At 68.2% G+C, this 24,831-nt stretch carries 24 protein-coding genes; 11 read left to right on the top strand and 13 right to left on the bottom strand.

Going from position 1 to position 24,831, the window contains the following annotated elements; translation table 11 throughout:
- Positions 1-9 precede the first annotated feature (9 nt).
- The 7 genes from phoB to QOZ99_RS09395 form a co-directional block, all read right to left on the bottom strand.
- Positions 10-711, bottom strand: coding sequence for a phosphate regulon transcriptional regulator PhoB (phoB, locus tag QOZ99_RS09425; RefSeq protein WP_183188909.1), 702 nt, complete (start codon positions 709-711; stop codon positions 10-12).
- A gap of 40 nt (positions 712-751) precedes the next feature.
- Positions 752-1,465: a phosphate signaling complex protein PhoU gene (phoU, locus tag QOZ99_RS09420; protein WP_306889720.1), complete on the bottom strand. Its 714-nt coding sequence runs from the start codon at positions 1,463-1,465 to the stop codon at positions 752-754.
- Between the two features lie 22 nt (positions 1,466-1,487).
- Entirely contained in the window at positions 1,488-2,309 is an 822-nt protein-coding gene (gene pstB, locus QOZ99_RS09415) for a phosphate ABC transporter ATP-binding protein PstB (protein ID WP_183188911.1), read from the bottom strand.
- An 8-nt stretch (positions 2,310-2,317) separates the two neighbouring features.
- A complete protein-coding gene (gene pstA / locus QOZ99_RS09410; RefSeq protein WP_306889719.1) occupies positions 2,318-3,151 on the bottom strand; it encodes a phosphate ABC transporter permease PstA in 834 nt (277 codons plus the stop codon).
- Between the two features lie 11 nt (positions 3,152-3,162).
- The gene (pstC, locus tag QOZ99_RS09405; protein WP_306889718.1) at positions 3,163-4,140 is read right to left on the bottom strand and encodes a phosphate ABC transporter permease subunit PstC; all 978 of its coding nucleotides are present in this window, start codon (positions 4,138-4,140) and stop codon (positions 3,163-3,165) included.
- A 239-nt stretch (positions 4,141-4,379) separates the two neighbouring features.
- Positions 4,380-5,417 carry a phosphate ABC transporter substrate-binding protein PstS gene (gene pstS / locus QOZ99_RS09400; protein ID WP_306889717.1) on the bottom strand — a complete coding sequence of 346 codons (1,038 nt, stop codon included), beginning with the start codon at positions 5,415-5,417 and terminating at the stop codon, positions 4,380-4,382.
- A gap of 157 nt (positions 5,418-5,574) precedes the next feature.
- Positions 5,575-6,891 (bottom strand): ATP-binding protein, encoded by a 1,317-nt coding sequence (locus QOZ99_RS09395; protein ID WP_306889716.1) that lies wholly within the window; start codon positions 6,889-6,891, stop codon positions 5,575-5,577.
- A 407-nt stretch (positions 6,892-7,298) separates the two neighbouring features.
- Between QOZ99_RS09395 and QOZ99_RS09390 the strand changes: the two genes are divergently transcribed.
- A complete protein-coding gene (locus tag QOZ99_RS09390) occupies positions 7,299-7,907 on the top strand; it encodes a hypothetical protein (protein WP_306889715.1) in 609 nt (202 codons plus the stop codon).
- Positions 7,908-7,941: 34 nt separating this feature from the next.
- Here the strand turns inward: QOZ99_RS09390 and QOZ99_RS09385 are convergent, their stop codons facing one another.
- Both QOZ99_RS09385 and QOZ99_RS09380 read right to left on the bottom strand, forming a co-directional pair.
- Positions 7,942-9,024, bottom strand: coding sequence for a putative bifunctional lysylphosphatidylglycerol flippase/synthetase (locus QOZ99_RS09385; protein WP_306889714.1), 1,083 nt, complete (start codon positions 9,022-9,024; stop codon positions 7,942-7,944).
- A gap of 229 nt (positions 9,025-9,253) precedes the next feature.
- Entirely contained in the window at positions 9,254-11,137 is a 1,884-nt protein-coding gene (locus QOZ99_RS09380; protein WP_306889713.1) for a potassium transporter Kup, read from the bottom strand.
- A gap of 530 nt (positions 11,138-11,667) precedes the next feature.
- Between QOZ99_RS09380 and QOZ99_RS09375 the strand changes: the two genes are divergently transcribed.
- The gene (locus tag QOZ99_RS09375) at positions 11,668-12,372 is read left to right on the top strand and encodes a TetR/AcrR family transcriptional regulator (protein ID WP_306889712.1); all 705 of its coding nucleotides are present in this window, start codon (positions 11,668-11,670) and stop codon (positions 12,370-12,372) included.
- Here the strand turns inward: QOZ99_RS09375 and QOZ99_RS09370 are convergent.
- The 3 genes from QOZ99_RS09370 to QOZ99_RS09360 are packed head-to-tail and all read right to left on the bottom strand — an operon-like array spanning position 12,336 to position 15,101.
- Positions 12,336-13,229 (bottom strand): NAD-dependent epimerase/dehydratase family protein, encoded by an 894-nt coding sequence (locus tag QOZ99_RS09370; protein ID WP_306889711.1) that lies wholly within the window; start codon positions 13,227-13,229, stop codon positions 12,336-12,338. The two genes, QOZ99_RS09375 and QOZ99_RS09370, sit on opposite strands and share 37 nt — an antisense overlap.
- Before the next feature lie 25 nt (positions 13,230-13,254).
- Positions 13,255-14,415 (bottom strand): tRNA epoxyqueuosine(34) reductase QueG, encoded by a 1,161-nt coding sequence (gene queG, locus QOZ99_RS09365; RefSeq protein ID WP_306889710.1) that lies wholly within the window; start codon positions 14,413-14,415, stop codon positions 13,255-13,257.
- The gene (locus QOZ99_RS09360) at positions 14,412-15,101 is read right to left on the bottom strand and encodes a glutathione S-transferase family protein (RefSeq protein ID WP_306889709.1); all 690 of its coding nucleotides are present in this window, start codon (positions 15,099-15,101) and stop codon (positions 14,412-14,414) included. Before QOZ99_RS09360 ends, queG begins: the two co-directional genes overlap by 4 nt.
- Before the next feature lie 680 nt (positions 15,102-15,781).
- Here QOZ99_RS09360 and QOZ99_RS09355 point away from each other — a divergent pair.
- The 9 genes from QOZ99_RS09355 (at position 15,782) to QOZ99_RS09315 (ending at position 24,410) form a co-directional block, all read left to right on the top strand.
- Positions 15,782-16,708 carry a sugar phosphate isomerase/epimerase family protein gene (locus tag QOZ99_RS09355; RefSeq protein WP_306889708.1) on the top strand — a complete coding sequence of 309 codons (927 nt, stop codon included), beginning with the start codon at positions 15,782-15,784 and terminating at the stop codon, positions 16,706-16,708.
- Positions 16,709-16,963: 255 nt separating this feature from the next.
- A complete protein-coding gene (gene dnaK / locus QOZ99_RS09350; RefSeq protein ID WP_306889707.1) occupies positions 16,964-18,859 on the top strand; it encodes a molecular chaperone DnaK in 1,896 nt (631 codons plus the stop codon).
- Between the two features lie 241 nt (positions 18,860-19,100).
- A complete protein-coding gene (gene dnaJ, locus QOZ99_RS09345) occupies positions 19,101-20,252 on the top strand; it encodes a molecular chaperone DnaJ (protein ID WP_306889706.1) in 1,152 nt (383 codons plus the stop codon).
- Positions 20,253-20,390: 138 nt separating this feature from the next.
- Positions 20,391-21,020, top strand: a complete 630-nt coding sequence (locus QOZ99_RS09340) for a class I SAM-dependent methyltransferase (protein ID WP_306889705.1) — start codon at positions 20,391-20,393, stop codon at positions 21,018-21,020.
- A gap of 124 nt (positions 21,021-21,144) precedes the next feature.
- Positions 21,145-21,726, top strand: a complete 582-nt coding sequence (locus tag QOZ99_RS09335) for an NADPH-dependent FMN reductase (protein ID WP_306889704.1) — start codon at positions 21,145-21,147, stop codon at positions 21,724-21,726.
- 21 nt (positions 21,727-21,747) lie between these two features.
- A complete protein-coding gene (pyrF, locus tag QOZ99_RS09330; protein WP_306889703.1) occupies positions 21,748-22,464 on the top strand; it encodes an orotidine-5'-phosphate decarboxylase in 717 nt (238 codons plus the stop codon).
- Between the two features lie 89 nt (positions 22,465-22,553).
- Positions 22,554-23,174 carry a DUF1330 domain-containing protein gene (locus QOZ99_RS09325; protein ID WP_306889702.1) on the top strand — a complete coding sequence of 207 codons (621 nt, stop codon included), beginning with the start codon at positions 22,554-22,556 and terminating at the stop codon, positions 23,172-23,174.
- A gap of 271 nt (positions 23,175-23,445) precedes the next feature.
- The gene (gene rpsU, locus QOZ99_RS09320; protein WP_183188929.1) at positions 23,446-23,700 is read left to right on the top strand and encodes a 30S ribosomal protein S21; all 255 of its coding nucleotides are present in this window, start codon (positions 23,446-23,448) and stop codon (positions 23,698-23,700) included.
- Between the two features lie 218 nt (positions 23,701-23,918).
- Positions 23,919-24,410 carry a GNAT family N-acetyltransferase gene (locus tag QOZ99_RS09315; protein ID WP_306889701.1) on the top strand — a complete coding sequence of 164 codons (492 nt, stop codon included), beginning with the start codon at positions 23,919-23,921 and terminating at the stop codon, positions 24,408-24,410.
- Positions 24,411-24,416: 6 nt separating this feature from the next.
- Here QOZ99_RS09315 and QOZ99_RS09310 read toward each other — a convergent pair whose 3' ends face one another.
- Positions 24,417-24,689 (bottom strand): hypothetical protein, encoded by a 273-nt coding sequence (locus QOZ99_RS09310; protein ID WP_183188931.1) that lies wholly within the window; start codon positions 24,687-24,689, stop codon positions 24,417-24,419.
- Between the last annotated feature and the right edge of the window lie 142 nt (positions 24,690-24,831).

Genomic DNA, 24,831 nt, shown 5'->3' with positions numbered 1-24,831 from the left:
TCGCTCCGCTCAGTGTGCGCGGGCGAACATCTCGTTGAACGAATAACCCGAGCCGCGCACGGTGCGGATGGGGTCCGGCTGGCGCGGGCGGTTGAGCGCCTTGCGCAGGCGGCCGACATGCACGTCCACCGTGCGTTCGTCGATATAGACGTCCTGGCCCCACACGCCGTCGAGCAGCTGCTCGCGCGAGTAGACGCGGCCGGGCGACTGCATGAGGAATTCCAGCAGGCGAAACTCGGTCGGCCCGAGATGCAGTTCGCGGCCGGCGCGGTGCACCCGCTTGGTCTCGCGATCCAGTTCGATGTCGCCGGCGCGCAGCAGCGTCGAGACATGTTCGGGCTTGGCCCGGCGCAGCAGCGCCCGCACCCGCGCCACGAGTTCCGGCACCGAGAAGGGCTTGACCACATAGTCGTCCGCCCCGGTGGCGAGGCCGCGCACGCGCTCGGTCTCTTCGCCGCGCGCGGTCAGCATCAGCACCGGCATGCGCTCGGTCTCGGGCCGGGCGCGCAGGCGCCGGCAAAGTTCGATGCCGGACAGGCCCGGCAGCATCCAGTCGAGGATGAGCAGGTCCGGCACCGCCTCGCGCAACCGGGTCTCGGCCTCGTCGCCACGGGCCACGCTGTCGACGGCGTAGCCCTCGGATTCGAGATTGTAGCGCAGCAGGAGGGTGAGGGGCTCCTCATCCTCCACGATCAGAATATTGGTCGGCATGCTTTAATCCCCGGTTCGTGGGGTGATCGCGGCGTCGCGCTCAGGCCGGAAACGGCACCGATGTCAGGCTGGTGGTGTCCTGCTTGGGGCGCTCGTCGGCGAGTTGCTGGCCGGTCGCGAGATAGTGCACGGTTTCGGCGACGTTGGTCGCGTGATCGCCGATGCGCTCGATGTTCTTGGCGCAGAACAGGAGATGCGTGCACAGCGAGATGTTGCGCGGATCTTCCATCATGTAGGTGAGGAGTTCGCGGAACAGCGAGGTGTACAGGACGTCCACCTGTCCATCGCGCCGCCACACTTCCAGCGCGCGGGCATCGTCGCGGCCGGCATAGGAATCGAGCACTTCCTTGAGCTGCTCCTGAACCATGCCGGACATGTGCTCGACGCCGCGCACAAGCTTCTGCGGGTGGAACTCGCCGGTGAGCGCGAGCACGCGCTTGGCGGTGTTCTTGGCGAGGTCGCCGATGCGCTCGAGGTCGTTGGCGATGCGCATCGCGGCCACGATCTCGCGCAGGTCGCCGGCGAGCGGCTGGCGGCGCGCGATGGTGAGGATGGCCTTTTCCTCGATTTCGCGCTGGAGAAGGTCGACCGGGCCGTCAAGCACGATCACCTTCTGGGCCAGCTCGGAATCGCGCTTGACCAGCGCCTCGACGGAATCGGCGACCAGGCGCTCGGCCTGGCCACCCATCTCCACCACGCGGCGGGAGAGTTCCTTGAGATCGATGTCGAACGACGTGACGATGTGTTCGGGCATGATGTGATCCTCCGCTGCCGGTTCAGCCGAAGCGGCCGGTGATGTAATCGCGAGTGCGCGCTTCGCGCGGATTGGTGAAGATCTCGGCGGACGGGCCGACCTCGATCATCTCGCCGAGATAGAAGAACGAGGTGATGTCGGCGCAGCGGGCCGCCTGCTGCATGTTATGCGTCACGATGACGATGGTGAATTCCTGCTTCAGCTCGTCGATCAGGTCCTCGATCTTCGAGGTCGAGATCGGGTCGAGCGCCGAGGTCGGCTCGTCGAGCAGGATGACTTCCGGGCGCACGGCGATGGTGCGCGCGATGCACAGGCGCTGCTGCTGGCCGCCGGACATGCCGAGCGCCGACGTGTGCAGGCGGTCCTTGGTCTCTTCCCAGATGGCGGCCTTGCGCAGGCACCATTCCACCCGCTCGTCCATCTGCGCCTTGTTCAGCTTCTCGTGCAGCTTCACGCCGAACGCGATGTTGTCGTAGATCGACATCGGGAAGGGCGTCGGCTTCTGGAACACCATGCCGATGCGCGAGCGCACGACGGTGGAATCCAGTTCCTTGCTGAGCAGGTCGGTGCCGTCGAACAGGATCTTCCCTTCCGCGCGCTGGCCCGGATAGAGCTGATACATCCGGTTGAAGATGCGCAGCAGCGTGGACTTGCCGCAGCCCGACGGGCCGATCATCGCGGTGACGCGCTTCTCGGGGATGTCGAAATGGATGTTCTTCAGGGCGTGGTTTTCGCCGTAATAGAAGTTCAGCCCTTCGACCTTGAGCTTGGGCTCGGCGGTCGGCGCGGTGGCACGGTTGACGGCGGAAGCGATGTCGATCGACGTGTCAGAGGTGAAGTTCATGGTCCGTCTCACTTCATCTTCGCCAGGACGAGGCGGGAAAGGATGTTCAGGGTGAGCACCCCGACGGTGATGAGCAGGGCGCCGGCCCAGGCCAGGGCGACCCAGTCTTCGAAGGGACTGGCAGCGTATTGATAGATGGCGATCGGCAGCGACGCCATCGGCGCGTTCATGTCGAGCGACCAGCCATTATTGCCGAGCGAGGTGAACAGCAGCGGCGCGGTCTCGCCGGCGGCGCGGGCGATGGCCAGCAGGACGCCGGTGACGATGCCGGCACGGGCCGCGCGCCAGGTGATGAGCGTGACCACCTTCCACTGCGGCGCGCCGAGCGCGAAGGCCGCCTCGCGCAGGCCGATCGGCACCAGGTTCAGCATGTCCTCGGTGGTGCGGACCACGACCGGAATGATGATCACGGCGAGCGCGGCAGCGCCGGCCCAGCCGGAAAATCCGCCGAACGGCATGACGAGCAGCTGGTAGACGAAGAGGCCGATCAGGATCGAGGGCGCCGAGAGCAGCACGTCATTGACGAAGCGCACGGCGTTGCCGATCTGCGTGTTCTTGCCGTGCTCCGCGAGGAAGGTGCCGCACATCAGGCCAATCGGCGTGCCGATGGCGAGGGCGATGCCGATCTGGATCAGCGAGCCGACAATGGCGTTGAGCAGACCGCCGCCGGCGCCCGGAGGCAGGGTCATGCGGGTAAAGACATGCGGGCCGATGGCCGGCAGGCCCCGCACCACCAGGGTCCAGAGGATCCAGGCGAGCAGCAGCAGGGCAAGGGCAGCGAAGGCGACGCTGATCACCTTGACGGTGTAGTCGGTGGCGCGGCGACGGGCGAGCGATGACATGGGATTTCCCCTCAACCCTTGAGCTTCGAGCGGACCAGCAGCCGGGAGAGCGCCAGAACGATGAAGGAGATGACGAAGAGGATGAAACCAAGTTCCAGCAGCGACTGAAGCTTCAGCGAGCCAGGGCCCGCTTCGGGGAACTCGTTGGCGATGGTGGAGGCGATGGTGGAGCCGGGCGCGAAGAGCGAGGCCGACATGCGCGTCGCATTGCCGATGACGAAGGTGACGGCCATGGTCTCGCCCAGCGCGCGGCCGAGGCCGAGCATGACGGCACCGACCATGGCGGTGCGGCCATAGGGCACCGAGACGTTGCGGTACACCTCATAGGTGGTCGCGCCCACGCCATAGGCCGATTCCTTGATCATCGGCGGCACCGATTCCAGTACCTCGACGAACATGGCGGTGATGAAGGGCAGGATCATGATGGCCATGATCAGGCCGGCGGTCAGCATGCCGGCGCCGAGCGGCGGCCCCTGGAACAGCGCGCCGATCACCGGCAGCGGGCCGAGCAGTTCGATCAGCGGCGGCTGCACATAGGCGGCCATCAGCGGCACGATGACGAAGAAGCCCCACATGCCGTAGATGATCGACGGGATCGCGGCGAGCAGCTGGATGGCGACGCCGATCGGCCGGCGCAGCGGGCCGGGCGCGATTTCGGTGAGGAAGAAGGCGATGCCGAAGGACAGCGGCAGCGCGATGACCACCGCGATGACGGCGCTGAAGATGGTGCCAAACACCATGACGCCGGCGCCGAACTTCTCGGTCACCGGATTCCAGGTCGTCGACCACAGGAAGCTGATGCCGAATTCCTGCAGGGCAGGCAGGCCGCCCTCGAACAGCATGGCGATGATGAGGCCGAGCAGGATCAGCACGAAGATGCCGCTGGTCCAGAGCACCCCGACAAATAGGGGGTCGCTGAGGCGGCCGGTCGGCTTGCGCGCGGCGGCCATGGCCGAGGCTGCTTGGTTTCCGGTAAGCGTGGCGTCCATGTTCCTGTGATCCTGTCAGCGCCGTGGGCGTGGACCCCCTGGGGGGACGGGTTGCGCGCGCGGGGCTCGCTAAGGCGTCTCGTGCGTCATGTCGGGGCGTGGCGGCGAAGCCATGCCGGAACCGGCAGGGCCGGAAAAACATCGGCGGCCAAACTCACCGCGGGTACTCTCGGGTGGCGCTTACGAGAAGGGACGGCCGCCGAAACGGCCGCCCCTCTTTTTGCTGGATCGGAGAACGATCAGTTCATCCAGACGGGCTTGCCGTCGAACTTCACTTCCGTCTTCCAGGCTTCGCGAACGCGGTTCGCGACATCGGCCGGGAGCGGGATGTAGTGCAGCTTCTCGGCGATGGCGCCGCCATCCTTGAAGGCCCAGTCGAAGAACTTGATCACCTCGGCGGCCTGCGGGCCGGACTTCGGCTCCTTCGGCAGCAGGATGAAGGTCGCCGACGTGATCGGCCAGGTGGTCTCGCCGGGGGTGTCGATCATCGAGGCGGCGAAGTCCTTGGCGCCGGCCCAATCCGCATTCGCGGCAGCCGCCTGGAAGGAGGGCACCGTCGGCGCGACGAACTTGCCGGCCTTGTTCTGCAGCTGGGTGGTGATCAGGCTGTTCGACGACGCGTAGATGTACTCGACGTAACCGATCGCGCCCTTGGTGTTCTTGACGGTGCCGGCAACGCCTTCATTGCCCTTGCCGCCCGCGCCGGCCGGCCACTGGACCGAGGTCGCAGCGCCGACATTCGACTTCCACTCGGGGCTCACGGCGGAAAGGTAGCTGGCGAACACGAAGGTGGTGCCCGATCCGTCCGAACGATAGACCGGAACGATGGCCAGATCCGGCAGCTGCGAGCCCTTATTCAGGGCGGCGATCTTCGGGTCGTTCCACTTGGTGATCTTGCCGAGATAGATGTCGGCAAGGACCGGACCGGTGAGGTTGAGCTGGTTGGCGGCGATGCCGTCGAGATTGACGATCGCGACGACCGAACCGATCACGGCCGGGAACTGCAGCAGCTTCTGGGCGGCGAGCTTGTCACCCGCCACCGGAGCGTCCGAAGCGCCGAAATCGACGGTGCGGTTGAAGATCTGGGTCTGGCCGGCGCCCGAGCCGATCGACTGGTAGTTCAGGCCCGTGCCGGACTTGTCCTTATAGGCGACAGCCCATGCCTGATAGACCGGGGCGGGGAAAGTGGCGCCGGCGCCGGTGATGTCGGCAGCGAAAGCGGCGCTGGAAAGGCCGAAGGTCAGCGCAGCGGCGCTGAGGATGCGGGTCAGTTTCAAGGGTCTTCTCCTTGTTTCGGGAGACGGGCGGAACCCGCCGGGTCGCATGACCTGGGGGAGCGCCTTTGGCCGGGGGCGGTGGATCACATTCACACCGGGTTATGTACCCCCCCGGCGCCAAGGTTCTATGACGCCGCAATGACACCTTGATGACGCTTCAAGGCCTTGAGAGTGTTGTGGTTTTCCTGTCGTCGACGGGGAGGGCGGACAGTCTTACCGAAAAGGTCGATCCTTCGCCCGGCGTGCTCTCGATGCCGAGCCGGCCGCGGTGGCGGGCGACGATGTGCTTGACGATGGCAAGTCCGAGCCCGGTTCCACCCTGCTCGCGCGAATGGGCGGTGTCCACCCGGTAGAAGCGTTCCGTGAGCCGGGGCACATGCTCGGGGGCGATGCCCGGGCCGTAGTCGCGCACGGATATGACGACATCGGAGCCCTCGCGCACGATGCCGATCTCCACCCGTCCGGCCGCGCCGCCATATTTCAGCGCGTTCTCCACCAGGTTCTCGAACACCCGAAAAAGCTCGTCGCGGTCGCCAAGGACGGCGACGGGCTGGGGCGGGTGCTCGAGGGCGATCTCCACGCCCCGCTCGCGCCCGAGCGGCCCCAGCGCATCGCGCACATGGCTGAGCACCGCGGTGACATCGACCTTGGTCTCCGGGCGCAGATGCGCGTTCATCTCGATGCGCGACAGCGAGAGCAGGTCGTCGATGAGCCGCGACATGCGCCGCGCCTGCTCGCCCATGATCTTCAGGAACCGTTCGCGCGCGCCGGCATCGTTGCGGGCGGGGCCCTGCAGGGTCTCGATAAAGCCGGAGAGCGAGGCGAGCGGGGTGCGCAGCTCATGGCTGGCATTGGCGATGAAGTCGACCCGCATCTGCTCCACCCGTCGCTGGGCGGTGAGGTCCGTGAAGCCGAGCAGCACGGCTTCCGTGGCGGTGCCGCGCCCTTCGCCCGAGCGTACCGGCACGATATCGGCGCGCAGCCAGCGGTCCAGTGGCACGCGCTCGGCGAATTCGATGCGGCGGGCGACGCCGTCGGCGGTGGCGGCGCGGATTGCCTCCAGCACTTCCGGCACGCGCACGGCGAAGGAAACCGGGTCGCCGACCCGGGCGCTGGCGACGACGCCGGAGGCGCGGAGATTGGCCACCACCACCGTGCCGCGCGGGTCGAGCAGCAACGCGGCATCGGGCAGCGCGCGCACCAGGGCGGTGAGCCGATCCTCGCCGCCCAGCCGCAGCGGCTTGGGCTCGTTGGTCAGCCGGGCCAGCGCGGCCGCTACCGGGCGCCGCCGCGCCGATACGCCCGCCGCCACCAGGATCAGCGCGCCGAGGCCGATGGCCGGCATGAGGGCGAGCGCATCCGTCCAGACCGCGCCCCCGAGACCGAGCCACGCGGCAGCCAGAATCCAGCGGGCGCCGGCCAGGCGCTCCCACAGATTGTCTTCGATGAACCGGCTCGAATCTCCGAGAGCCATGCTGGATCGCTTCCTGCCAGGTATCGGCATCGTAACGGCGTGGTGGTAGCGCCCCTCCGTCCCGTTCCGCCGCATATGGCGGCCGGGCCTGGCGAAGGGAAGGGTGAATCTGCCGCTTATGCTACAGTCCTTCGGCTTCCATGTGACGACGATCGCACGCTGCTGTTGATGGCGGCATGCATGGCCATGGCGAGGATCGACACGGCGGGCGCGCCGTGGACGGCCATTTTGGAACATGACAAAATGTGGGCGCGACGGGCCGCTGTTCGACAGATTTGATCACGTTTGCCCTATAAAGGTCGCGATAACCGTGCGGTAGCTGGTCCTGTCGGGCTGTCGAGCCGGGGTGCGGGACGTATCCGACGGTCCGGAAGCTGAGACGACGACGCGTGGCGTGGGGCAGGGCAGTGATGGGCAGGAACGGGCTGGCGATCGTCGCCCTTATCGTCGCAATACCGGTTTGCGGGGCGTTCGCCGGTGAACCGGTGCCGCGCCCGGCGGTCGACTACAACCTCACCGCCCGCACCGCCGAGCGTGCCCGCCTGTCGCTGGCGCACAGCCATGGCTGGATGCGGGTCGAACTCGAACAGCTCGGCGTGCCTGGCACGTTTACCGGCCTCATCGACTTCACGCGCAACCGCATGCTGGTGATGGCGTCGCTGCCCGGTCTCGACCGGATGGCGATCGACATGGCGATGCCGGCCGATTTCGCGGTGGTCGACATGGGCGGTCAGGGCACCCGCACCGGCGTCGACATCGTGGCCGGCCAGCCCTGCGACGTCTGGCGCGCGCAGGAAAAGCGCTCCGGCACGCTGATCGACAGCTGCGTTACCGAGGACGGGATCACGCTCCGGGCGGTGGCGGACGTGAATGGCAAGAAGACGCTGATCTTCGAGGCCGAGACGCTTGAGCGCCGCACGCAGGATCCGGCCATCTTCAAGCTGCCCAAGGGCGTGAAGGTGACGCGGGTGCCCGGCGGCCTGATGGACAGCCTCGTGCCGTCTTTGCTGCCCTGACAGGGGCCGGCGCGCTGCGCTCCGGCGCGGCCGTTCACGCGCGGCGGCGCGCGGCGGCTTCCTTCACGGGCTCGTCGTCATCCTGCAGCACCGGCATCTCGGCCAGCGGGTCGATGGGAATCTCGGGCTCGCACGGCGCGGCGCGGCGGCGGGTGCGGTTCACCAGCAATTCGCGCACGCCCAGCAGGATGAGCGCCAGGGCGAAGGGCGTCACGTAATAGAGCAGCCGCAGCAGCAGCAGCGCGCCCAGCAGCGATTCCGTCTCGAACTGCGGCAGCGCCACCAGCATGGCGGCGTCGAACACGCCGAGCCCGCCCGGCGCGTGGCTGGCAAAACCGAGCAGCGTCGCCGAGATGAACACCACGCCGAGCGCGATCGGGTCGATGAACGGCGCCTCCGGCATCAGCACATACATCGCCGCCGCGCAGAAGGAGAGGTCGATAATGCCGATGCCGATCTGCAGCGCGGTGAGCTTCGAGCCCGGCAGTGTCACCGTCCAGTGGCCCTTGCCGATGCCGATGCGGCGGGGCTTGAGGCCGACCCACACAATGTAGCCGGCAAGGCTCGTCAGCAGCGCGAGGCCGATCAGCCGGTTGATCCAGGCCGGCAGCTGGTCCACCGCGCTCGCCGCCCACGGCTCGACGGTGATGCCAAGGCCGAGAATGGCGATGTTGCCGAGCCAGAAGGTGAGGCCGGTGATGAAGCACAGCTTGGCCACGTCGATCGCGCCCAGCCCGTGGGCGGAATAGATGCGGTAGCGCACCGTGCCGCCGGTGAAGGCGGAGAAGCCGAGATTATGGCCGATCGAATAGGAGGTGAACGAGGCGAGCGCGGCCACCCGGTAGGGAACGTTCGGCCGGCCAATGGTGCGCAGCGCGAACCAGTCATAGAAGGTGAGGGTGAAATAGGCGCCGGCCACGAACAGCGCGGCGAGCGCCACGCGCCAGGGATCGGTGTCGGCGAGCGCGTCGAACACCTCGCCCAGATGGATGCCGCGCAGCATCCGGAACAGCACGACCGCGGCGATGCCGATGATGACCAGGCTGGCCACCAGGCCGAGCGCATGCCAGCCGACGCGTTGGCGCAGCCAGCCGAAAACCGCCTTCAGCCCGTTCATCGCACAATCACCATCATCGTCTCCGCACCCAGGACGGTCCCGGCAGGCCTACCAGACCTTGAGCCCTTTCGAAACCGCGCCCGCATGTCTCGGCGGTGTCATCGCCCCTGCCGCGTGTGCGGCCCCGTCGCCGCGCCGGGTGCGGCGGCTTGTTGGCCGGGATAGCGGCGAAGGCATGGCCTCGGCGCGCGGATCGCGCGGCCGTGATCGAGCCGCCGCCGGCGCGCGATTACAGCCGGACCGGATAGCCGATCTCGATGGTGCGCGGGCGCGGCAGCCCGAAGCGGTCGACCGAGCGCTCCGCGTTGCGGGCGAGGAAGGCGAAGACATGGGCCAGCACGTCACGAACGCCGCGGATCTCCTCCGGCGGAATCACCCGCTCATGGCCGATCACGTAGACCGCATCGTCGGGGTCGATGCCCTGCGCGTAGAGCGCCGGGCCGAGCACCGAGGGCACGTCGATCTGCTGCATGTAGCCGAAGCGCACGTCCACCCGCACATGCACGGGATCGAGCGATGTGACGCGCACCCGCTCGTCCACCGCCACGCGCGGGCGCGAAGCGATCCACACCGAGACGATCACCGCCTTGCTGAACTGGATGTTGAGCAGGTCCGACAGGCGCCCCAGCGCCACGGGCGTCACCGCGCCGCCACGCGACAGGAAGATGGCGGTGCGCGGGCTCACCGCGCAGGCCGGCGGCTTGCCGCGGGCGATGAAATCGTCGAGCGGCTCGGTGAAGCGCCGCTGCTGCAGGCCCAGCCCTTCCAGCCCGCGCCGCCACGACACCATGACCACCAGCACGATGGCGGCAATGGTGACGGGCAGCCAGCCGCCATCGTGCAGCTTGGTGAGATTGGCGGCGGCGAAGGATATGTCGATGACGGCCAGCCCGCCGGCCAGCCCGATCAGCGCCGGCAGCGGCCAGTTCCAGCTGCGCTTGACATAGGCGACGAACAGCACCGTCGTCGCCACCATCGCCATGGCGACCGCGATGCCATAGGCCGAGGCCAGCCGGTCCGACGAGCCGAACGACACGACGATGGCGGCGCAGGCCAGCATCATGATCCAGTTCAGCCGGCCGATATAGATGTGCTGATCGTTGTGCTCGCTGGTGTAGCTGATGCGCATCGGCGGCAGGTAGCCAAGCTCGATGGCCTGCTTGGCGAGCGAGAACACGCCGGTGATGATGGCCTGCGAGGCGATCACGGTGGCGCAGGCGGCCAGGATCAGCAGCGGCAGGTCGAGCGGATCGGGCGAGAGGTCGTAGAACGGATTGCGCACCGCTTCGCGGTGCACCAGCACGTTGGCGCCCTGCCCGTAATAATTGAGCAGCAGCGCCGGCATCGCCACGAACAGCCAGGCCCGCGTGATGACCGGCCGGCCGAAATGGCCGAGATCGGCATAGAGCGCCTCGCCGCCGGTGATGGCGAGGAAGGTGGCACCCAGCACCGCGCCGGAGAGAAACGGGTGGGCGACCAGCAGCGCCACCCCGTATTGCGGATCGAGCGCCCACAGAACCTGCGGAGCCTGCACGATGCCATAGACACCGAGCCCGCCAAGCGCGCTGAACCAGAGCAGCATCACCGGCCCATAAAAGGCGCCGATGCGGTCGGTGCCGGCGCGCTGGGAGAGGAACACCGCCAGGACCACCATCACGGTGAGGGCGACGATCCAGTGATCGAGCGCCGGTGCGATGACTTCGAGCCCCTCGATCGCCGAGAGCACGGACATGGCCGGGGTCAGCACGCCGTCGCCGATCAGCATGGCGGCGCCGATCAGGCCGACGACCAGCAGCCACAGGCGCTTGCCGGTCGACGAGCGGTGCAGGTCGAGCAGCGTGACGAGCGCGAGGATGCCGCCTTCGCCGTCATTGTCGGCGCGCAGCACCAGCATGACGTATTTGATCGTCACCGAGAGAATGATCGACCAGGTGATCAGCGAGAGCAGGCCGAGCACGTCGGCATCGCTCACGGCACCGCCACCGACCGCGAGCAGGCCCTGCTTGAAGGCGTAGAGCGGGCTGGTGCCGATATCGCCGAACACGACGCCGAGCGCGGCGACTTCTGCCGCGAAGGGCACGGAGCGGCCGCCGACGGAGACACCCTTAGCCATGATTTGTCCGGGCTGACGCATCCGGCGCAAAACCCCGAGCGGGGCCGGGCACGCAGCGAGGGACGACAAATGAGGTCATGGCGATCCGGATTCGCGCTGGAAGGCCGGACGCGTCCGGCGCAGCAGCATTAACCCGACCGCGCGGCGGCGCCAAGCGGAACCTCCGGCTGTCCTTGCGTCGGGGCACGGCATTGCGCCGCCCGCAGCTTTTTGAACACGCGGGAAGAGGACGAGGGAGGAGGATCCGGGGGGCGGAATGAGCCCCCTCCCTCTACCATCGGTCGCGAAAGTTCGAGCGGCTTGCGGGAGCCTCCCGAGGAGCGGACCGTCGGATGACCCATTTGATAGAACGAATTGCCGCGCCCGGCAAGCTATACTGAACGGTTTGGTCAAAAATAAATTCCTGGTACGGAGACCGCTCCGGAAACCATTGAGATCGCGCCTGTGTTGCGTCAAAGATCGAATCGCTTCCCACCGTCGCCGTACGCTGCCCTGCCCTGCCCCCTGACCATCGGCTCAACGTGTCCAGCATGACCAGTACGTCAAACGATATGTCCGCCGATCCGGAAGGGGAGGCGAGCGCCGTCGCGGCGGGGGGGCTGGCCACCGGTGGCAGCCGGCCGAATTCGGACAAGCAGCGGCGGATCCTCGCCGGCGCGCGCGATGTTTTCCTGTCGAGCGGGTTCGATGGCGCCAGCATGGGCGAGATCGCCCGTGCCGCCGGCGTCTCGAAGGGCACTCTCTATGTCTATTTTCCCTCCAAGGAGGGGCTGTTCGCCGCGGTGGTGAGCGAGGTCTGCCAGGAGACGGCCGAGCAGAGTTTCGCGCTGGATCCCGATGCCGACGTGCGCGAGGCGCTGACCCGGACCGGCCATCTTTATCTCCGGGCGATGATCCGCCCGGAGCACATCGCCACCGTGCGCATGGTGGTCGGCATTGCCGAGAAGCTGCCGGAAATCGGCCGCACCTATCTCTCGGCCGGACCCGATGCCGGGGTGGAGCGGCTGTGCGGCTGGCTGCGCGGCAAATGCGCCGCGGGCGAACTGAGGGTCGACGACCTCGAACTCGCGGCGTGGCAGTTCCTCGTCGGCTGCCACGCGCTGATTGTCATGCCGATGCTGTTCGGCGGCTCGCCGCAGCCCGATGCGGCGACCGTGGATCGGGTGGTGGTGCATGCGGTCGACAATTTCATGCGCGCCTATGGCGCGCGACCCCCGGAGGGCCGCGAGCCCTGACCACCGCCCTCGCCAGCGGCGAACAGCGCGGCAAGCCCTTCGCGATAACTGGGATGGGCGAGGGGGCCGGTGAGCGCGATCAGGCGGTCATTGCGCACCCGCCGATTGTCCGCCCAGAAGGACAGCGCCATCGGCGACAGGCTGGCGGCGGCCTGCTCGAACGGCATCGGCTGCGGCTCCGGCAGGCCCATCAGCCGCGCGGCAAAGGCGACCGGCGCGCAGGAGGGCGAGGGCTCGCCGTCCACCACATTGAGGATGCCGTCGAAACCGGCGTCGATCACCGCGCCGATCGCGCCGGCAATGTCGTCGACATGGATGCGGTTGAACACCTGGCCCTCGCGCTCGATGCAGCGGGCGGTGCCCGCCGCGAGGTCGGCGAGCGCGTTGCGGCCGGGCCCGTAAATGCCGCCGAGCCGCAGTACGGCGACCGGCCGGCCGGCCGCCTGCCCGAGCGCGCGCCAGGCCGCCTCGGCCTCGATACGCCGCCGCGCGCGGGGCGCCGCGGCATCCGTCGGCGCGCTCTCGTCGATCCAGCCGCCGCCCGTGTCGCCATAGACACCGATGGTGGAGAGATAGATCAGCGGCCCTTTCCCCGCGCCGGCGGCCAGCGCCGCGCCCAGGCTCGGCAGGAACGGATCGCCCGCCTCAAGGGGCGCGGCGGAGGCCAGCACGATGTCGGCCGCGCGGGCTGCCTCGAGGAGGGCGGGGGAGGCGGCGCCGTCGAAACGGATCATCTCCACGCCATCCTGTTGGGCATCGTTCCGGCCGGTGCCGGTGATGCGCGCGAAGGCGCCGGCACGGCGCGCGGCGAAGTGCCGGGCGCAATAGCCGAAGCCGAGGCAGAGCAGCGTCGTCATCCGGGCAGCACTCTCGACCGTGAATTCATGATCGCGCCTCCGCCGCCTCCGGCACGCCAGCACCGAGCCGCCATTCGCGGCGCACTTCGTCGTCCTGCTCACCGGCATGGGCGGCTTTGAGCCGGGCGAGCGCGGGCCCGTCGAGCAGGCGTGACAGCGCCCACACGGCCGCGCCGCGCACCAGCGGATGCGGGTCGGCCAGAAGACGTTCCGCCTCCGGAACAAGTTCGGGTTCGCCCGAATTGCCGATGGCTACCAGCACGTTGCGCAGGAAGCGCACGCGGCCGGTGCGCTTGATCGGGCTCTTGGCGAAGCGGGTGCGGAAGCTCGGATCGTCCAGCCGCGCCAGTTCGGCCAGCGCCGGCGCGCGGTTTTCCGCCCGCGCCGCCAGCCGGGCCTCACGGCCGAGCGCGGCGAACTTGTTCCACGGGCAGGCGGCGAGACAATCGTCGCAACCATAGATGCGGTTGCCGATCCCGGCGCGCAGTTCGCGCGGGATGGGGCCCTGGTGCTCGATGGTGAGATAGGAGACGCAGCGTCGCGCGTCGATGCGGTAGGGGGCGGGGAAGGCCTGCGTCGGGCAGGCGTCGAGGCAGGCGCGGCAGGAGCCGCAATGGTCGCGCTCAGGCGCATCCGGCGGCAGGGCGAGCGTGGTGGCGATGGCGCCGAGCAGCAGCCAGGAACCACGCGCGCGGGACACGAGATTGGTGTGCTTGCCCTGCCAGCCGAGCCCGGCGGCCTCGGCGAGCGGCTTCTCCATCAGCGGCGCGGTGTCGACGAACACCTTCACCTGGACGTTCTCCGGGCCACCCGCGCGCGGCACGAAGCGCGAGGCGATGCGCTTGAGCTTGCCCTTGATCAGGTCGTGATAATCGTCGCCGCGCGCATAGACCGAAATGGCACCGCGCGTCCGGTCGGCCAGTGCCGCGCGCGGGTCCTCGTCCGGCCCGTAATTCAGGCCGAGCATGAGCACCGACCCGACCTCGGGCCACAGTTGCGCCGGCGCGGCGCGGCGCTCCGTGGTCTCCGCCATCCACGCCATGTCGCCATGGGCGCCCTCCGTGATCCACTGGCGAAGCCTCGCGCCGGCCCGCGGGATGGAATCGGGAGCGGCGACGCCGAGGGCGTCGAAGCCTTCCTCACGGGCGAGGGCGACGAGAAGGTCCTTGGCGGCGGCGGGGCTCAAAAGTCGAGGTCGGCGTAGCACGGCGCCGGCGGCATGCCCGCCACGGTCAGTGCCAGCAGCGGACGGAAGGCCGGGCGCGACTTGATCCGGGCGTACCAAATCTTCGCTCCCTCGTCCTCGTCCCAGGGCACGTCGCCGAGATAGTCGACGACTGAAATATGCGCCGCCGCGGCAAGATCGGCATAGCTCATGCGCTCGCCCGCCAGCCAGTTCCGCGACTTCAGCAGCCAGCCGATATATTGCAGATGGTAGCGGATATTGGCCCGGGCGGCGCGGATGATCGACATTTCCGGCGGGCCGCCGCCGAATTCGCGCGGCATGCGGCGCTTGTACACCTTCTCGCGCACCAGCGGCTCGGAGACTTCCGCGAAGAACTTGTGATTGAACCAGGCGGTGAGCCGCCGCACCTCGACGCGGGCGTAGAGATCCACCGGCAGCAGGCGCCGGTCGCCGAGATGGTCGCCGCGCGTCTCGTCGAGATACTCGGCGATGAGGTCGCCGCCGGGAACCACGAAGCCGTCATTCTCGACCAGAACCGGCGTGATGCCGGCGGGGTCGAGCATGAGGAATTCCGCCCGCCGCTCCCAGACGTGTTCCTCGATCAGCTCGGGCTCGATCCCCATCTCGCCGAGGGCGAGCCGGATCAGGCGCGAGTGTGCACAGAAGGGGTGATGATAGAGCTGCATTGTCCGGGGAAAGCTGAGGTGGGCCAGAGGGCCGCGCCTGATGCATCGATTAGAAGGGTTCAGGCGTCATCGCAAGCCATCGCGGCGTCAACATGGCATTGCGGCGGGCGCCTGCGCAGTCGCCCTCCCACGCATTTCGCGATGTATCGTATCCAGATCGTTAATGGCCGGTAAGGCGATGCGGGGGCGGTCATGGCAGGGACCCCGCCGGGCGAACCGGAGCGCGGTATCTTCGTGTGGAGCGAGCGGAACACCCGCCAGCGGGAGGGGATCAAGGCGTTCTGTGCCGCAACCCCGGGCCGGCGTTTCAGGCCGATGCCGATCGAGGATGAAGCCTGTCACATTGCCGGTCCTCTCGGGTGCCCGGCGACCATCGCGCGCGACGGGCTCGGCGCGGCGTCGGGCTGGATCATGCCGTCCATGACAGGGGGCGGCAGGGCGGCGCGGGTAGCGGGTTGACGTTGCGGCATTAGGCTGATCGGACATTCGCGTGTCATGTTGGCGGCGCAGGAGCGTCCCCAATGTGGCGCGCCGGCCGCATGGGCGCGTCGCACGGCCGGTTTCCGCCCGGCACGGCTCGACGGGCGCTACGCTCCGCCGCCGCGATGCGGACCCGAGAACTCGCGGCGCAGCGCCCGTTGCGCCGTCACCCACTTCGAACGATCAGGAAACACGTCAGGATGCAGATGCACATTCCGGCTTCCCCCATTCGCGCCGTCGGCTATTCCATCCGCGAGGGCAGTGCCGAGTTCGACGATCTCGGCGCCAGCCTCGACGAGGCGGAGGCGCTGGGCGTCGACGTGGTGGAACTGCCGGTCTATGCATGGCATCTCATGGTCGAGGGCCGGCTGCTGCAGGACCGGGTGAAGGACCTGCAGGCGGCTCTGGCCGGCCGCCGGGTCGGCTACACCGTGCACGGCACGCTGGCCATCAACCTGATGGACGTGGCCGAACGCCTGCCCCGCCACGAGAAGGTGCTGGCCGCCAATATCGAGCTGACCGCCGCCCTCGGGGCGCAGCATCTGGTGATGCATACCGGCGTGGTGCGTGACCATGACGATGATATCGAGGTCGCCTATTCGCGCCAGCGCGACGCGCTCGCCCGTGCCGGCGACCATGCCGCCGCGCTCGGCGTCACGCTGTGCGTGGAGAACATCTTCCGCTACGGCCAGGCGCGCGAGACCGCGACGCCGTCCAAGCTGGCCGGCGAACTCGCCGCCATCGACCACCGCGCGGTGAAGGCGACGCTGGATGTGAGCCACGCCTATATACGCTGCACCGATGCGCGGATCGACCCGCTCAAGGAAATCGCCGCGCTGGCGCCCCATGTCGTGCATTTCCACCTGCATGATTCGTTCGGCCGGCCGAGCGAGTTGTGGACCTATCACCCGGCCGAGGCGGTGGCGCTGGGCGAGGGTGACCTGCATCTGCCGATCGGCTGGGGTGGCATCGACTGGGACGGGGTCGTCGCGGCCGTGCAGCCGAACGAGGGCGCCATCGCCATCCTGGAACTGGAGCCGCGCCACTGGCGCGAGCTGAACGCGCAGATTCCGGTGCTGCGGACCCTCGCCGGCCGCTTCCGCGCGCCCTCTCTGGCGGTCGCCTGAGGCCGAAGGCGGCGCGCCTCGCGGCGCGCCGTGCCGGCTGAATCACGGCGGCGCGGGCGGGCGGCCCATTTTCGCCGCGTGCGCCTTCTTGCAGCGGAAACGGCCGCCCCCTATATCGGCCTCGAACGGCGTGGACAGCGCCGTACCCCATGAGTTTGGGGGCCGGTCCGGAGGGACGGGATGGCAGCGTGCCGCCCTTTTTCCTCTCCGGGTGCTTCGCGAAGGCCCGGCCGGCCTGCCAGAAGGAGAGACAGTATGTCTAAAGTCATCGGTATCGACCTCGGTACGACCAATTCCTGCGTCGCCGTCATGGAAGGCTCTTCGCCCAAGGTGATCGAGAATGCGGAGGGCGCGCGCACCACGCCGTCCATCGTCGCCTTCACCGAGGATGGCGAGCGCCTCGTCGGCCAGCCGGCCAAGCGGCAGGCCGTGACCAATCCCGAGCGTACCTTCTTCGCGGTGAAGCGCCTCATCGGCCGCCGCTATGACGACCCGATGGTCGCCAAGGACAAGGACCTCGTCCCCTACAAGATCATCAAGGCCGACAATGGCGACGCCTGGGTCGAGGCGGACGGCAAGAAATATTCGCCCTCGCAGATCTCCGCCTTCACGCTGCAGAAGATGAAGGAGACCGCGGAATCGTATCTGGGCTCGAAGGTGACGCAGGCGGTCATCACCGTCCCGGCCTATTTCAACGACGCCCAGCGCCAGGCCACCAAGGATGCCGGCCGCATTGCCGGCCTCGAAGTGCTGCGCATCATCAACGAGCCGACCGCCGCCGCGCTGGCCTACGGCCTCGACAAGAAGCAGGCCGGCACCATCGCGGTCTATGACCTCGGCGGCGGCACGTTCGACGTGTCGGTGCTGGAAATCGGCGACGGCGTGTTCGAGGTGAAGTCGACCAATGGCGACACCTTCCTCGGCGGCGAGGATTTCGACATGCGCCTCGTCGGCTATCTCGCCGACGAGTTCAAGAAGGAGCAGGGCATCGACCTGCGCAACGACAAGCTCGCCCTTCAGCGCCTGAAGGAAGCGGCCGAGAAGGCCAAGATCGAGCTGTCCTCCGCGACGCAGACCGAGATCAACCTGCCCTTCATCACCGCCGACGCGACCGGCCCCAAGCACCTGACGCTGAAGCTGACCCGCGCCAAGTTCGAGGCGCTGGTCGACGACCTGATCCAGCGCACCGTCGAGCCCTGCCGCAAGGCGCTCAAGGATGCCGGCCTCACCGCCGGGCAGATCGACGAGGTCGTGCTCGTCGGCGGCATGACCCGCATGCCCAAGGTGCAGGAAGTGGTGAAGCAGTTCTTCGGCAAGGAGCCGCACAAGGGCGTCAACCCGGATGAAGTGGTCGCCATCGGCGCCGCGATCCAGGCCGGCGTGCTGGCGGGCGACGTGAAGGACGTGCTGCTGCTCGACGTGACCCCGCTCTCGCTCGGCATCGAGACGCTGGGCGGCGTGTTCACGCGCCTGATCGACCGCAACACCACCATCCCGACCAAGAAGAGCCAGACCTTCTCCACCGCCGAGGACGGCCAGACCGCGGTGACCATCCGCGTGTTCCAGGGCGAGCGCGAAATGGCGCAGGACAACAAGATCCTGGGCCAGTTCGATCTCGTCGGCATTCCTCCCGCGCCGCGCGGCGTGCCGCAGATCGAGGTCGCCTTCGACATCGACGCCAACGGCCTCGTCAACGTCTCGGCCAAGGACAAGGGCACCGGCAAGGAGCAGCAGATCCGCATCCAGGCCTCCGGCGGCCTGTCCGACACCGATATCGACAAGATGGTGAAGGACGCCGAGGCGCATGCCGAGGAGGACAAGAAGCGTCGCGCGGTGGTGGAAGCCAAGAACCACGCCGAGGCGCTGATCCACTCCACCGAGAAGGCGCTGGGCGAGCATGGCGACAAGGTCGGCGCGCCCGAGAAGGCCGCCATCGAGACCGCGCTCACCGAGCTCAAGAGCGCGATCGAGGGTGACGACGCCGAGGCGATCGCCACCAAGACCAACACGCTGGCGCAGGCGAGCCTGAAGCTGGGCGAGGCGATGTATGCCTCCCAGTCGGGCGGCGCGGATGCCGGCGGCGCGCCGAAGGACGACGTGGTGGACGCCGAGTTCACCGAGGTCGACGACGACAAGAAGAAGTCGGCCTGACGGCCTGACAGCTGAGCACCGCCCCCGGAATCCCTTCCGGGGGCGGATTTCTATCCGGCAGCCTGCGCTGCGCGGGTGGCCTGTGGCCGCTCATGTCTGGACTGGCCGGGTCGACCGGCAAGAATCCTGCATGGCGCGGCTGCCTTGATCCGCGTGGCCGCCGCGCTGAGGCGGGGCGCCATCCGGCACGAACCGCGCGACGCTCCGTCTGCCGGACACGTCCGCCTAGGTCCATTCGCACATGTCCAAGACCGACTATTACGAACTCCTCGAAGTCACCAAGACCTGCAGCGACGGCGAGCTGAAAAGCTCCTATCGCAAGCTCGCCATGAAGTGGCATCCCGACAAGAACCCCGGCAATGCCGAGGCGGAGATGCGCTTCAAGGAGATCAGCGAGGCCTATGACATCCTCAAGGATCCGCAGAAGCGGGCGGCCTATGACCGTTTCGGCCATGCGGCCTTCGATGGCGGCATGGGCGGAGGCGGCGCCGGAGCGGGCTTCGGCAATGACTTCGCCTCCACCTTCTCGGACATTTTCGACGACCTGTTCGGCATGGCCGGCAACCGGCGTGGCGGCGGCGGTGGAGGCGGCCGCGGCGGGCGCGAGCGCGGGGCGGACCTGCGCTACAACATGGAGATCACGCTGGAGGAGGCCTTTGGCGGCAAGAACGCCACGGTGCGCCTGCCGACCTCCATCGTCTGCGAGACCTGCTCGGGCTCCGGCGCCAAGCCCGGCACCCAGCCCACCAGCTGCCGCACCTGCTCCGGTTCCGGCCGCATCCGCCAGGCCCAGGGCTTCTTCACGCTGGAGCGCACCTGCCCGACCTGCCAGGGCCGGGGCCAGGTGATCGAGGATCCGTGCCCGGCCTGCGCCGGCGCGGGCCGCACCACGCGCGAGCGCACGCTGGAAGTCGCCATTCCCGCCGGCGTCGAGGATGGCACGCGCATCCGGCTCGGCAATGAGGGCGAGGCGGGGCTGCGCGGCGGCCCGCCGGGCGACCTCTACATCTTCCTGTCCATCGCGCCGCACGAGTTCTTCCAGCGTGATGGCGCGGACCTGTTCTGCCGTGCGCCGATCTCCATGGTCACGGCCGCGCTCGGCGGCTCCTTCGAGGTGCCGACCATTGACGGCGACACCACGAAGGTGAAGGTCCCCGAGGGCGCCCAGTCCGGCAAGCGCTTCCGGCTGTCCGCCAAGGGCATGCCCGTGCTGCGCACCCGCACGCGCGGCGATATGTATGTTCAGGTCGTCGTCGAAACGCCGCAAAACCTGACGCGACGTCAGCGTGAACTTCTGGCGGAGTTCGATGCAGAATGTTCGAAGGAGACGCACCCCGAATCCAGCGGATTCTTCGCCAAGGTTAGGGATTTCTTTGCCGGCGAGGCGGAATAGGCTCATAAGGGCGTAATCGGCGCGTCATGGCAGGGGCTTAACATGTCGGGTCAAGCGCTTTAGGGTCTCTTGAGCCGGTTCGGCTCAGGGGGGTTTCCGCAACCGCCCGTTCCAGGGGCACATCGGAATTTTCGTGGCATGATTCACCGCTCCGCCTCCCGCGCCTGCAAGACCACCGACCCGAAATCGCGCCCTGACGAGGTTCGCTTCCTGCGCTCCTGGCTGCAGAACCCGCTGCGCACCGGGGCGGTGTCGCCTTCGGGCCGGGCGCTGGCGCGGACCATGGCCAATTATGTCGATCCCGCCCGCCCGGGCCCGGTGATCGAGCTTGGCCCCGGCACCGGCCCGGTGACAAATGCGCTGCTGCGGCGCGGCGTGGCCGAGGATCGGCTCGTGCTGATCGAGTTCAACCCCGAATTCTGCACGCTGCTGCGGGCCCGCTTCCCGCGCGCCACGGTGATCCAGGGCGATGCCTACGGCATGAAGGCGACGCTGGGCGACAGCGTCAGCGCACCCGCCGCCGCCGTGGTGTCGAGCCTGCCGCTGTTCACCCGCCCGGTGGAGGAGCGCTATTCCCTGCTCGACCAGGCGTTCGAGATGTCGTGCGCGCAGGCCCCCTTCATCCAGTTCACCTACGCGGTGGTTTCGCCGATGCCGCTGCGGCCCGAGCGCTTCGACGCGCATGTCAGCCAGCGCGTCTGGGCGAACCTGCCGCCCGCGCGGGTCTGGGTCTATCGCGCGCGTGAGGCCGGGCAGGCCGCCGCCTGATACCTCGCCACCGTGCGCCGCCGATATCCGTGCGGCTTCCGGCGCTGGCGCCGCGCGGCATGCGCCCCACATATCCGGCGGGCTGGCGGGATCCTCCGCCGGACGACTCATATTGGAGGCGACGATGCGTCGGCCGAGAATCCTGACATTCGCCGGTTCCATCCGGACGGGCGCCTATTCGGCGGCCCTCGCCGCGCTGGCGGCCAAGGAACTGGCGCGGCTCGACTGCGAGCCGGTGCTGATCTCCCTCGCCGACTATCCGTTGCCGATCTACGACGCCGATGCCGAGGCGTCCGACGGTGTGCCGTCTCCCGCCATGCGGCTGCGCGACCAGCTGGCGCTGGCGGATGGGGTGTTCATCGTCACCCCGGAATATAATGCCGGCGTCCCGCCGCTGCTGAAGAACGCGCTCGACTGGGCGAGCCGCGCGAAAGGCGAGGGCGATGCCTTCAGGAAGCCGGTCTTCGCCATCGGCTCCACCTCGCCGGGCGCGCTTGGCGGCTACCGCGCTTCGATGATGCTGCGCCAGGTGCTGGCACTGGGGCTGGGCGCGCTGGTTCTGGCCGAGCAGGCCATGGTGGCGGGCGCGGGAAGCGCGTTCGCCGAGAATGGCGATCTCAAGGACGAACGCGCGCAGCAGAGGTTGCGCGCGCTGCTGGCAACGCTTATCGAGCAGGCGGCGCTCAGGTCCGGCCTGCGCGCCTGAGGCAAGCGGGGAGACCAGCCGATGAGCGCGCCGATGACCGACCCGAGAGACCGGCTGATCGTCGCGCTTGATCTTCCCTCGGTCGGCGCGGCCGAGAGCCTCGTGGCGCAGCTCGGCGACACCGTCAGCTTCTACAAGATCGGCTATGAGCTCGGCTTCGCGGGCGGCCTGGGCCTCGCCCGCGAGTTGATCGCGGACGGCCGGAAGGTGTTCATCGACTTCAAGCTGCACGATATCGGCAACACGGTCGCGCGCGGCATTGCCAGCCTCGCCGCGCTCGGGGCCAGCTTCGCCACGGTTCACGCCTATCCCCAGACCATGCGGGCGGCGGTAGAGGGCCGGGAGGGGAGCGCGCTGCGCCTCCTCGCCGTCACGGTGCTCACCTCCTATGACGAGGCCGACCTGCGCGCCGCCGGCTACAGCGCCGGCGTCGAGGAGACGGTGGCCCGCCGGGTGGTGCAGGCGCGCGAGACCGGCATTGACGGCATCGTCTGCGCCCCGACCGATGCCACGCGGGTGCGCACGCTGCTGGGACCCGACCGTGCCATCGTCACCCCCGGCGTGCGTCCGGAAGGCGCGGCATCGGGCGACCAGAAGCGCATCGCCACTCCCTTTGCCGCCATCCGTGCCGGCGCCGACCATCTCGTGGTCGGCCGGCCCATCGTCGCCGCGCCCGACCCGGCCGCCGCGGCGCGCGCGGTGCAGGCGGAGATCGCCGCCGCGCTGGCGGCTTCCTGAGACATTCGCGACACGGCGTTTCGCCCGCAAGACGTTTCGCCCGCAAGACGTTTCGCCTGTAAGATATTTCGCCAGAAGGATCGACGACGATGGCCAAGGGCTACTGGATCAGCCGGATCGATGTGCGCGACCCTGAGCGCTACAAGCTCTACGTGCCGGGCGCGGATGAGGCCATCGCCGCCTTTGGCGGTCGCTTCCTGGTGCGTGGCGGCGCTTTCGAGGTGCTGGAAGGCACGGCCCGCGCGCGCAACGTCGTGGTCGAGTTCAAGGATTACGAGACCGCGCTCGCCTGCTTCCATTCGCCGGTCTATCAGGCCGCTTATGCCCACCGCACCGCCTCGGCGGAGGATGAGCACCTGATCATCGAGGGCTATACCGGCGACCAGCCGGCCGCCAATGTCATGACAGGCCCGGCCGAGGGCCCCGGCACGGCCTATTGGGTGATGCGCATCGACGTGCACGACCCCGAGACCTACAAGTCCTATGTCGCGGCCGACGCCATCGCGGTGGAGACCTACAAGGGCTGGTTCCTCGTGCGCGGCGGCCGGCATGAAGTGGTGCACGGGCCGGCGCGCTCGCGCAACGTGGTGCTGGCCTTCAAGGATTACGAGACCGCGCTCGCCGCCTACCGCTCGCCGGAATATCAGGCGGCGCTGGCGTTCCGGCTCAAGGCCGCCGAGGCCGAGGTGATCGCCATTCACGGCGCGTGAGCGCCGCCTTGGAAATTTTCACCTTGGAAGTTTTCGCCTTGGAAGTTTTCGCCTCGGAAAACCCTGTCTCGGAAAGCCCTGCGCGTTGAATCGATTAGCTCGGGCGGCGTTTGTCTGGCATGCCAGTTTGGGCTGTGGACAAGCCTTGGGGCGTCTGCTATGAGCCCACACCTTGATCGGTGGAACGTGGCCTTGCGCCCTGCGTGAGACGCTCGCCCGATCTGAGCGAATTCAACGCAGACGCGACAGCAGAGCACGAAGAGGAAGACACGTGCAGGTTCTCGTTCGGGACAACAATGTCGATCAGGCCCTGAAGGCCCTGAAGAAGAAGATGCAGCGCGAAGGCATTTTCCGCGAGATGAAGCTGCGCGGCCATTACGAGAAGCCGTCCGAGAAGCGCGCCCGCGAGGAGGCCGAGGCCGTCCGTCGCGCCCGCAAGCTGGCTCGCAAGCGCGCCCAGCGTGAAGGCCTGCTGCCGTCCAAGCCGAAGGTCGTTGCCGGCGCCGGCGCTGGCGCCCATCGCTGAGGCAGGCGCGGCCTGCTTTATGGCGCGGGTCCCGGCTGGATCGAGACGGCACGAGACATGATGAAGGCGCGGTGACGGAGGTCGCCGCGCTTTTTGTCGTCCGGGACGTCAGCCGGGACGTCAGGTTGAATGCCCGCCCCGTCCATCGCCGCCGTTTCACGGCGCGGGCCGTGGCACGGGGTGTTTGACAACACCATGGATCGTAGCGTGCCGCCGCCATGATCGCGGATACCGATCCCAACCCCGTCGCCATTGATGATCTGCGGCGCGTGCCCGGCTTCGCGCCGATCGTCGCCGATCGCGTATGGCGGGCATGGTGGCGGGAGGCCGGCACGCCGCTCGCCGCGCTGCGCGCCCGGCTCGATGAGAGCCTCATTCCGGCGAAGGCGGCGATCCCCTCAAGTTTCGTCGCGCATCGCGGCGCGGAATTCCTCGGCACGGTGGCGCTGATCGAGAGCGACATCAAGGATCGGCCGGGCCTGACGCCCTGGCTCGCGGCGCTCTGGGTGGAGCCGGCCGCGCGGCGGCAGGGAATCGGTGCCGCGCTGGTTCGCCATGCCACCCGGGCCGCCTTCGCGGCCGGTCACGCGCGGCTCCATCTCTGCGCCACGGCGCAGAACGCGCCCTCTTATCAACGTCTCGGCTGGAGCCGGATCGAGGCCGATCGTGACGGCCTCGACATTTTCGTCCGTGAACGATCCAACGGATGAGGCGCCTTACTGCCGGTTTTCCGGGATCGTGTATTCGCCGGCGCGAATCCGGCCGGCCAGACGTTCGGCGAAATCGGCAGCGGCATCCTCGCCATAGGTGGCGACCATCGAACGTATGGCGGTAAACAGGGCCGCCTGCGCGAGGCAATCCTCGTCCAGCCCGTCATAGACCGCCTCGTTCCACGCTTCATCGAGATAGGCCAGCGCCGCGTGGCGCTCGTCTTCATGGGCCTTGTCAGCCCTGTCGTCGATGTCGTGCGTCTCGGGAAGCTGGGACAATATCTTTCCTCCGCGTGCGAGCAACGCACCCCAATGGGCACACTAGCACGCCGCGCCGGAGCTTCCGCGCAAGAATTGAAGGAAGGTTAATTCGGTGCGACAAAAATGTGACACGTGCCGGAATACCGATGCCGGCGCAAGC

Origin of the sequence: Ancylobacter amanitiformis, assembly GCF_030814815.1 — a bacterium.
GTDB lineage: Bacteria > Pseudomonadota > Alphaproteobacteria > Rhizobiales > Xanthobacteraceae > Ancylobacter > Ancylobacter amanitiformis.
The sequence above is the reverse complement of the archived record's forward strand: the minus strand, read 5'-3'. Positions and strand labels throughout refer to the sequence as shown.

Bases quoted from the DNA above. Each gene is read 5' to 3' on its own strand.
- QOZ99_RS09385 (WP_306889714.1), bottom strand. From the start codon at position 9,024: ATGAACGGGCTGAAGGCGGTTTTCGGCTGGCTGCGCCAACGCGTCGGC.
- QOZ99_RS09340 (WP_306889705.1), top strand. From the start codon at position 20,391: ATGATTCACCGCTCCGCCTCCCGCGCCTGCAAGACCACCGACCCGAAA.
- pstC (WP_306889718.1), bottom strand. From the start codon at position 4,140: ATGGACGCCACGCTTACCGGAAACCAAGCAGCCTCGGCCATGGCCGCC.
- QOZ99_RS09315 (WP_306889701.1), top strand. From the start codon at position 23,919: ATGATCGCGGATACCGATCCCAACCCCGTCGCCATTGATGATCTGCGG.
- dnaK (WP_306889707.1), top strand. From the start codon at position 16,964: ATGTCTAAAGTCATCGGTATCGACCTCGGTACGACCAATTCCTGCGTC.
- QOZ99_RS09395 (WP_306889716.1), bottom strand. From the start codon at position 6,891: ATGGCTCTCGGAGATTCGAGCCGGTTCATCGAAGACAATCTGTGGGAG.
- QOZ99_RS09380 (WP_306889713.1), bottom strand. From the start codon at position 11,137: ATGGCTAAGGGTGTCTCCGTCGGCGGCCGCTCCGTGCCCTTCGCGGCA.
- QOZ99_RS09335 (WP_306889704.1), top strand. From the start codon at position 21,145: ATGCGTCGGCCGAGAATCCTGACATTCGCCGGTTCCATCCGGACGGGC.
- QOZ99_RS09370 (WP_306889711.1), bottom strand. From the start codon at position 13,229: ATGACGACGCTGCTCTGCCTCGGCTTCGGCTATTGCGCCCGGCACTTC.
- phoB (WP_183188909.1), bottom strand. From the start codon at position 711: ATGCCGACCAATATTCTGATCGTGGAGGATGAGGAGCCCCTCACCCTC.
- QOZ99_RS09375 (WP_306889712.1), top strand. From the start codon at position 11,668: ATGACCAGTACGTCAAACGATATGTCCGCCGATCCGGAAGGGGAGGCG.
- QOZ99_RS09325 (WP_306889702.1), top strand. From the start codon at position 22,554: ATGGCCAAGGGCTACTGGATCAGCCGGATCGATGTGCGCGACCCTGAG.
- pstB (WP_183188911.1), bottom strand. From the start codon at position 2,309: ATGAACTTCACCTCTGACACGTCGATCGACATCGCTTCCGCCGTCAAC.
- QOZ99_RS09360 (WP_306889709.1), bottom strand. From the start codon at position 15,101: ATGCAGCTCTATCATCACCCCTTCTGTGCACACTCGCGCCTGATCCGG.
- pstA (WP_306889719.1), bottom strand. From the start codon at position 3,151: ATGTCATCGCTCGCCCGTCGCCGCGCCACCGACTACACCGTCAAGGTG.
- pyrF (WP_306889703.1), top strand. From the start codon at position 21,748: ATGAGCGCGCCGATGACCGACCCGAGAGACCGGCTGATCGTCGCGCTT.
- dnaJ (WP_306889706.1), top strand. From the start codon at position 19,101: ATGTCCAAGACCGACTATTACGAACTCCTCGAAGTCACCAAGACCTGC.
- phoU (WP_306889720.1), bottom strand. From the start codon at position 1,465: ATGCCCGAACACATCGTCACGTCGTTCGACATCGATCTCAAGGAACTC.
- QOZ99_RS09355 (WP_306889708.1), top strand. From the start codon at position 15,782: ATGCAGATGCACATTCCGGCTTCCCCCATTCGCGCCGTCGGCTATTCC.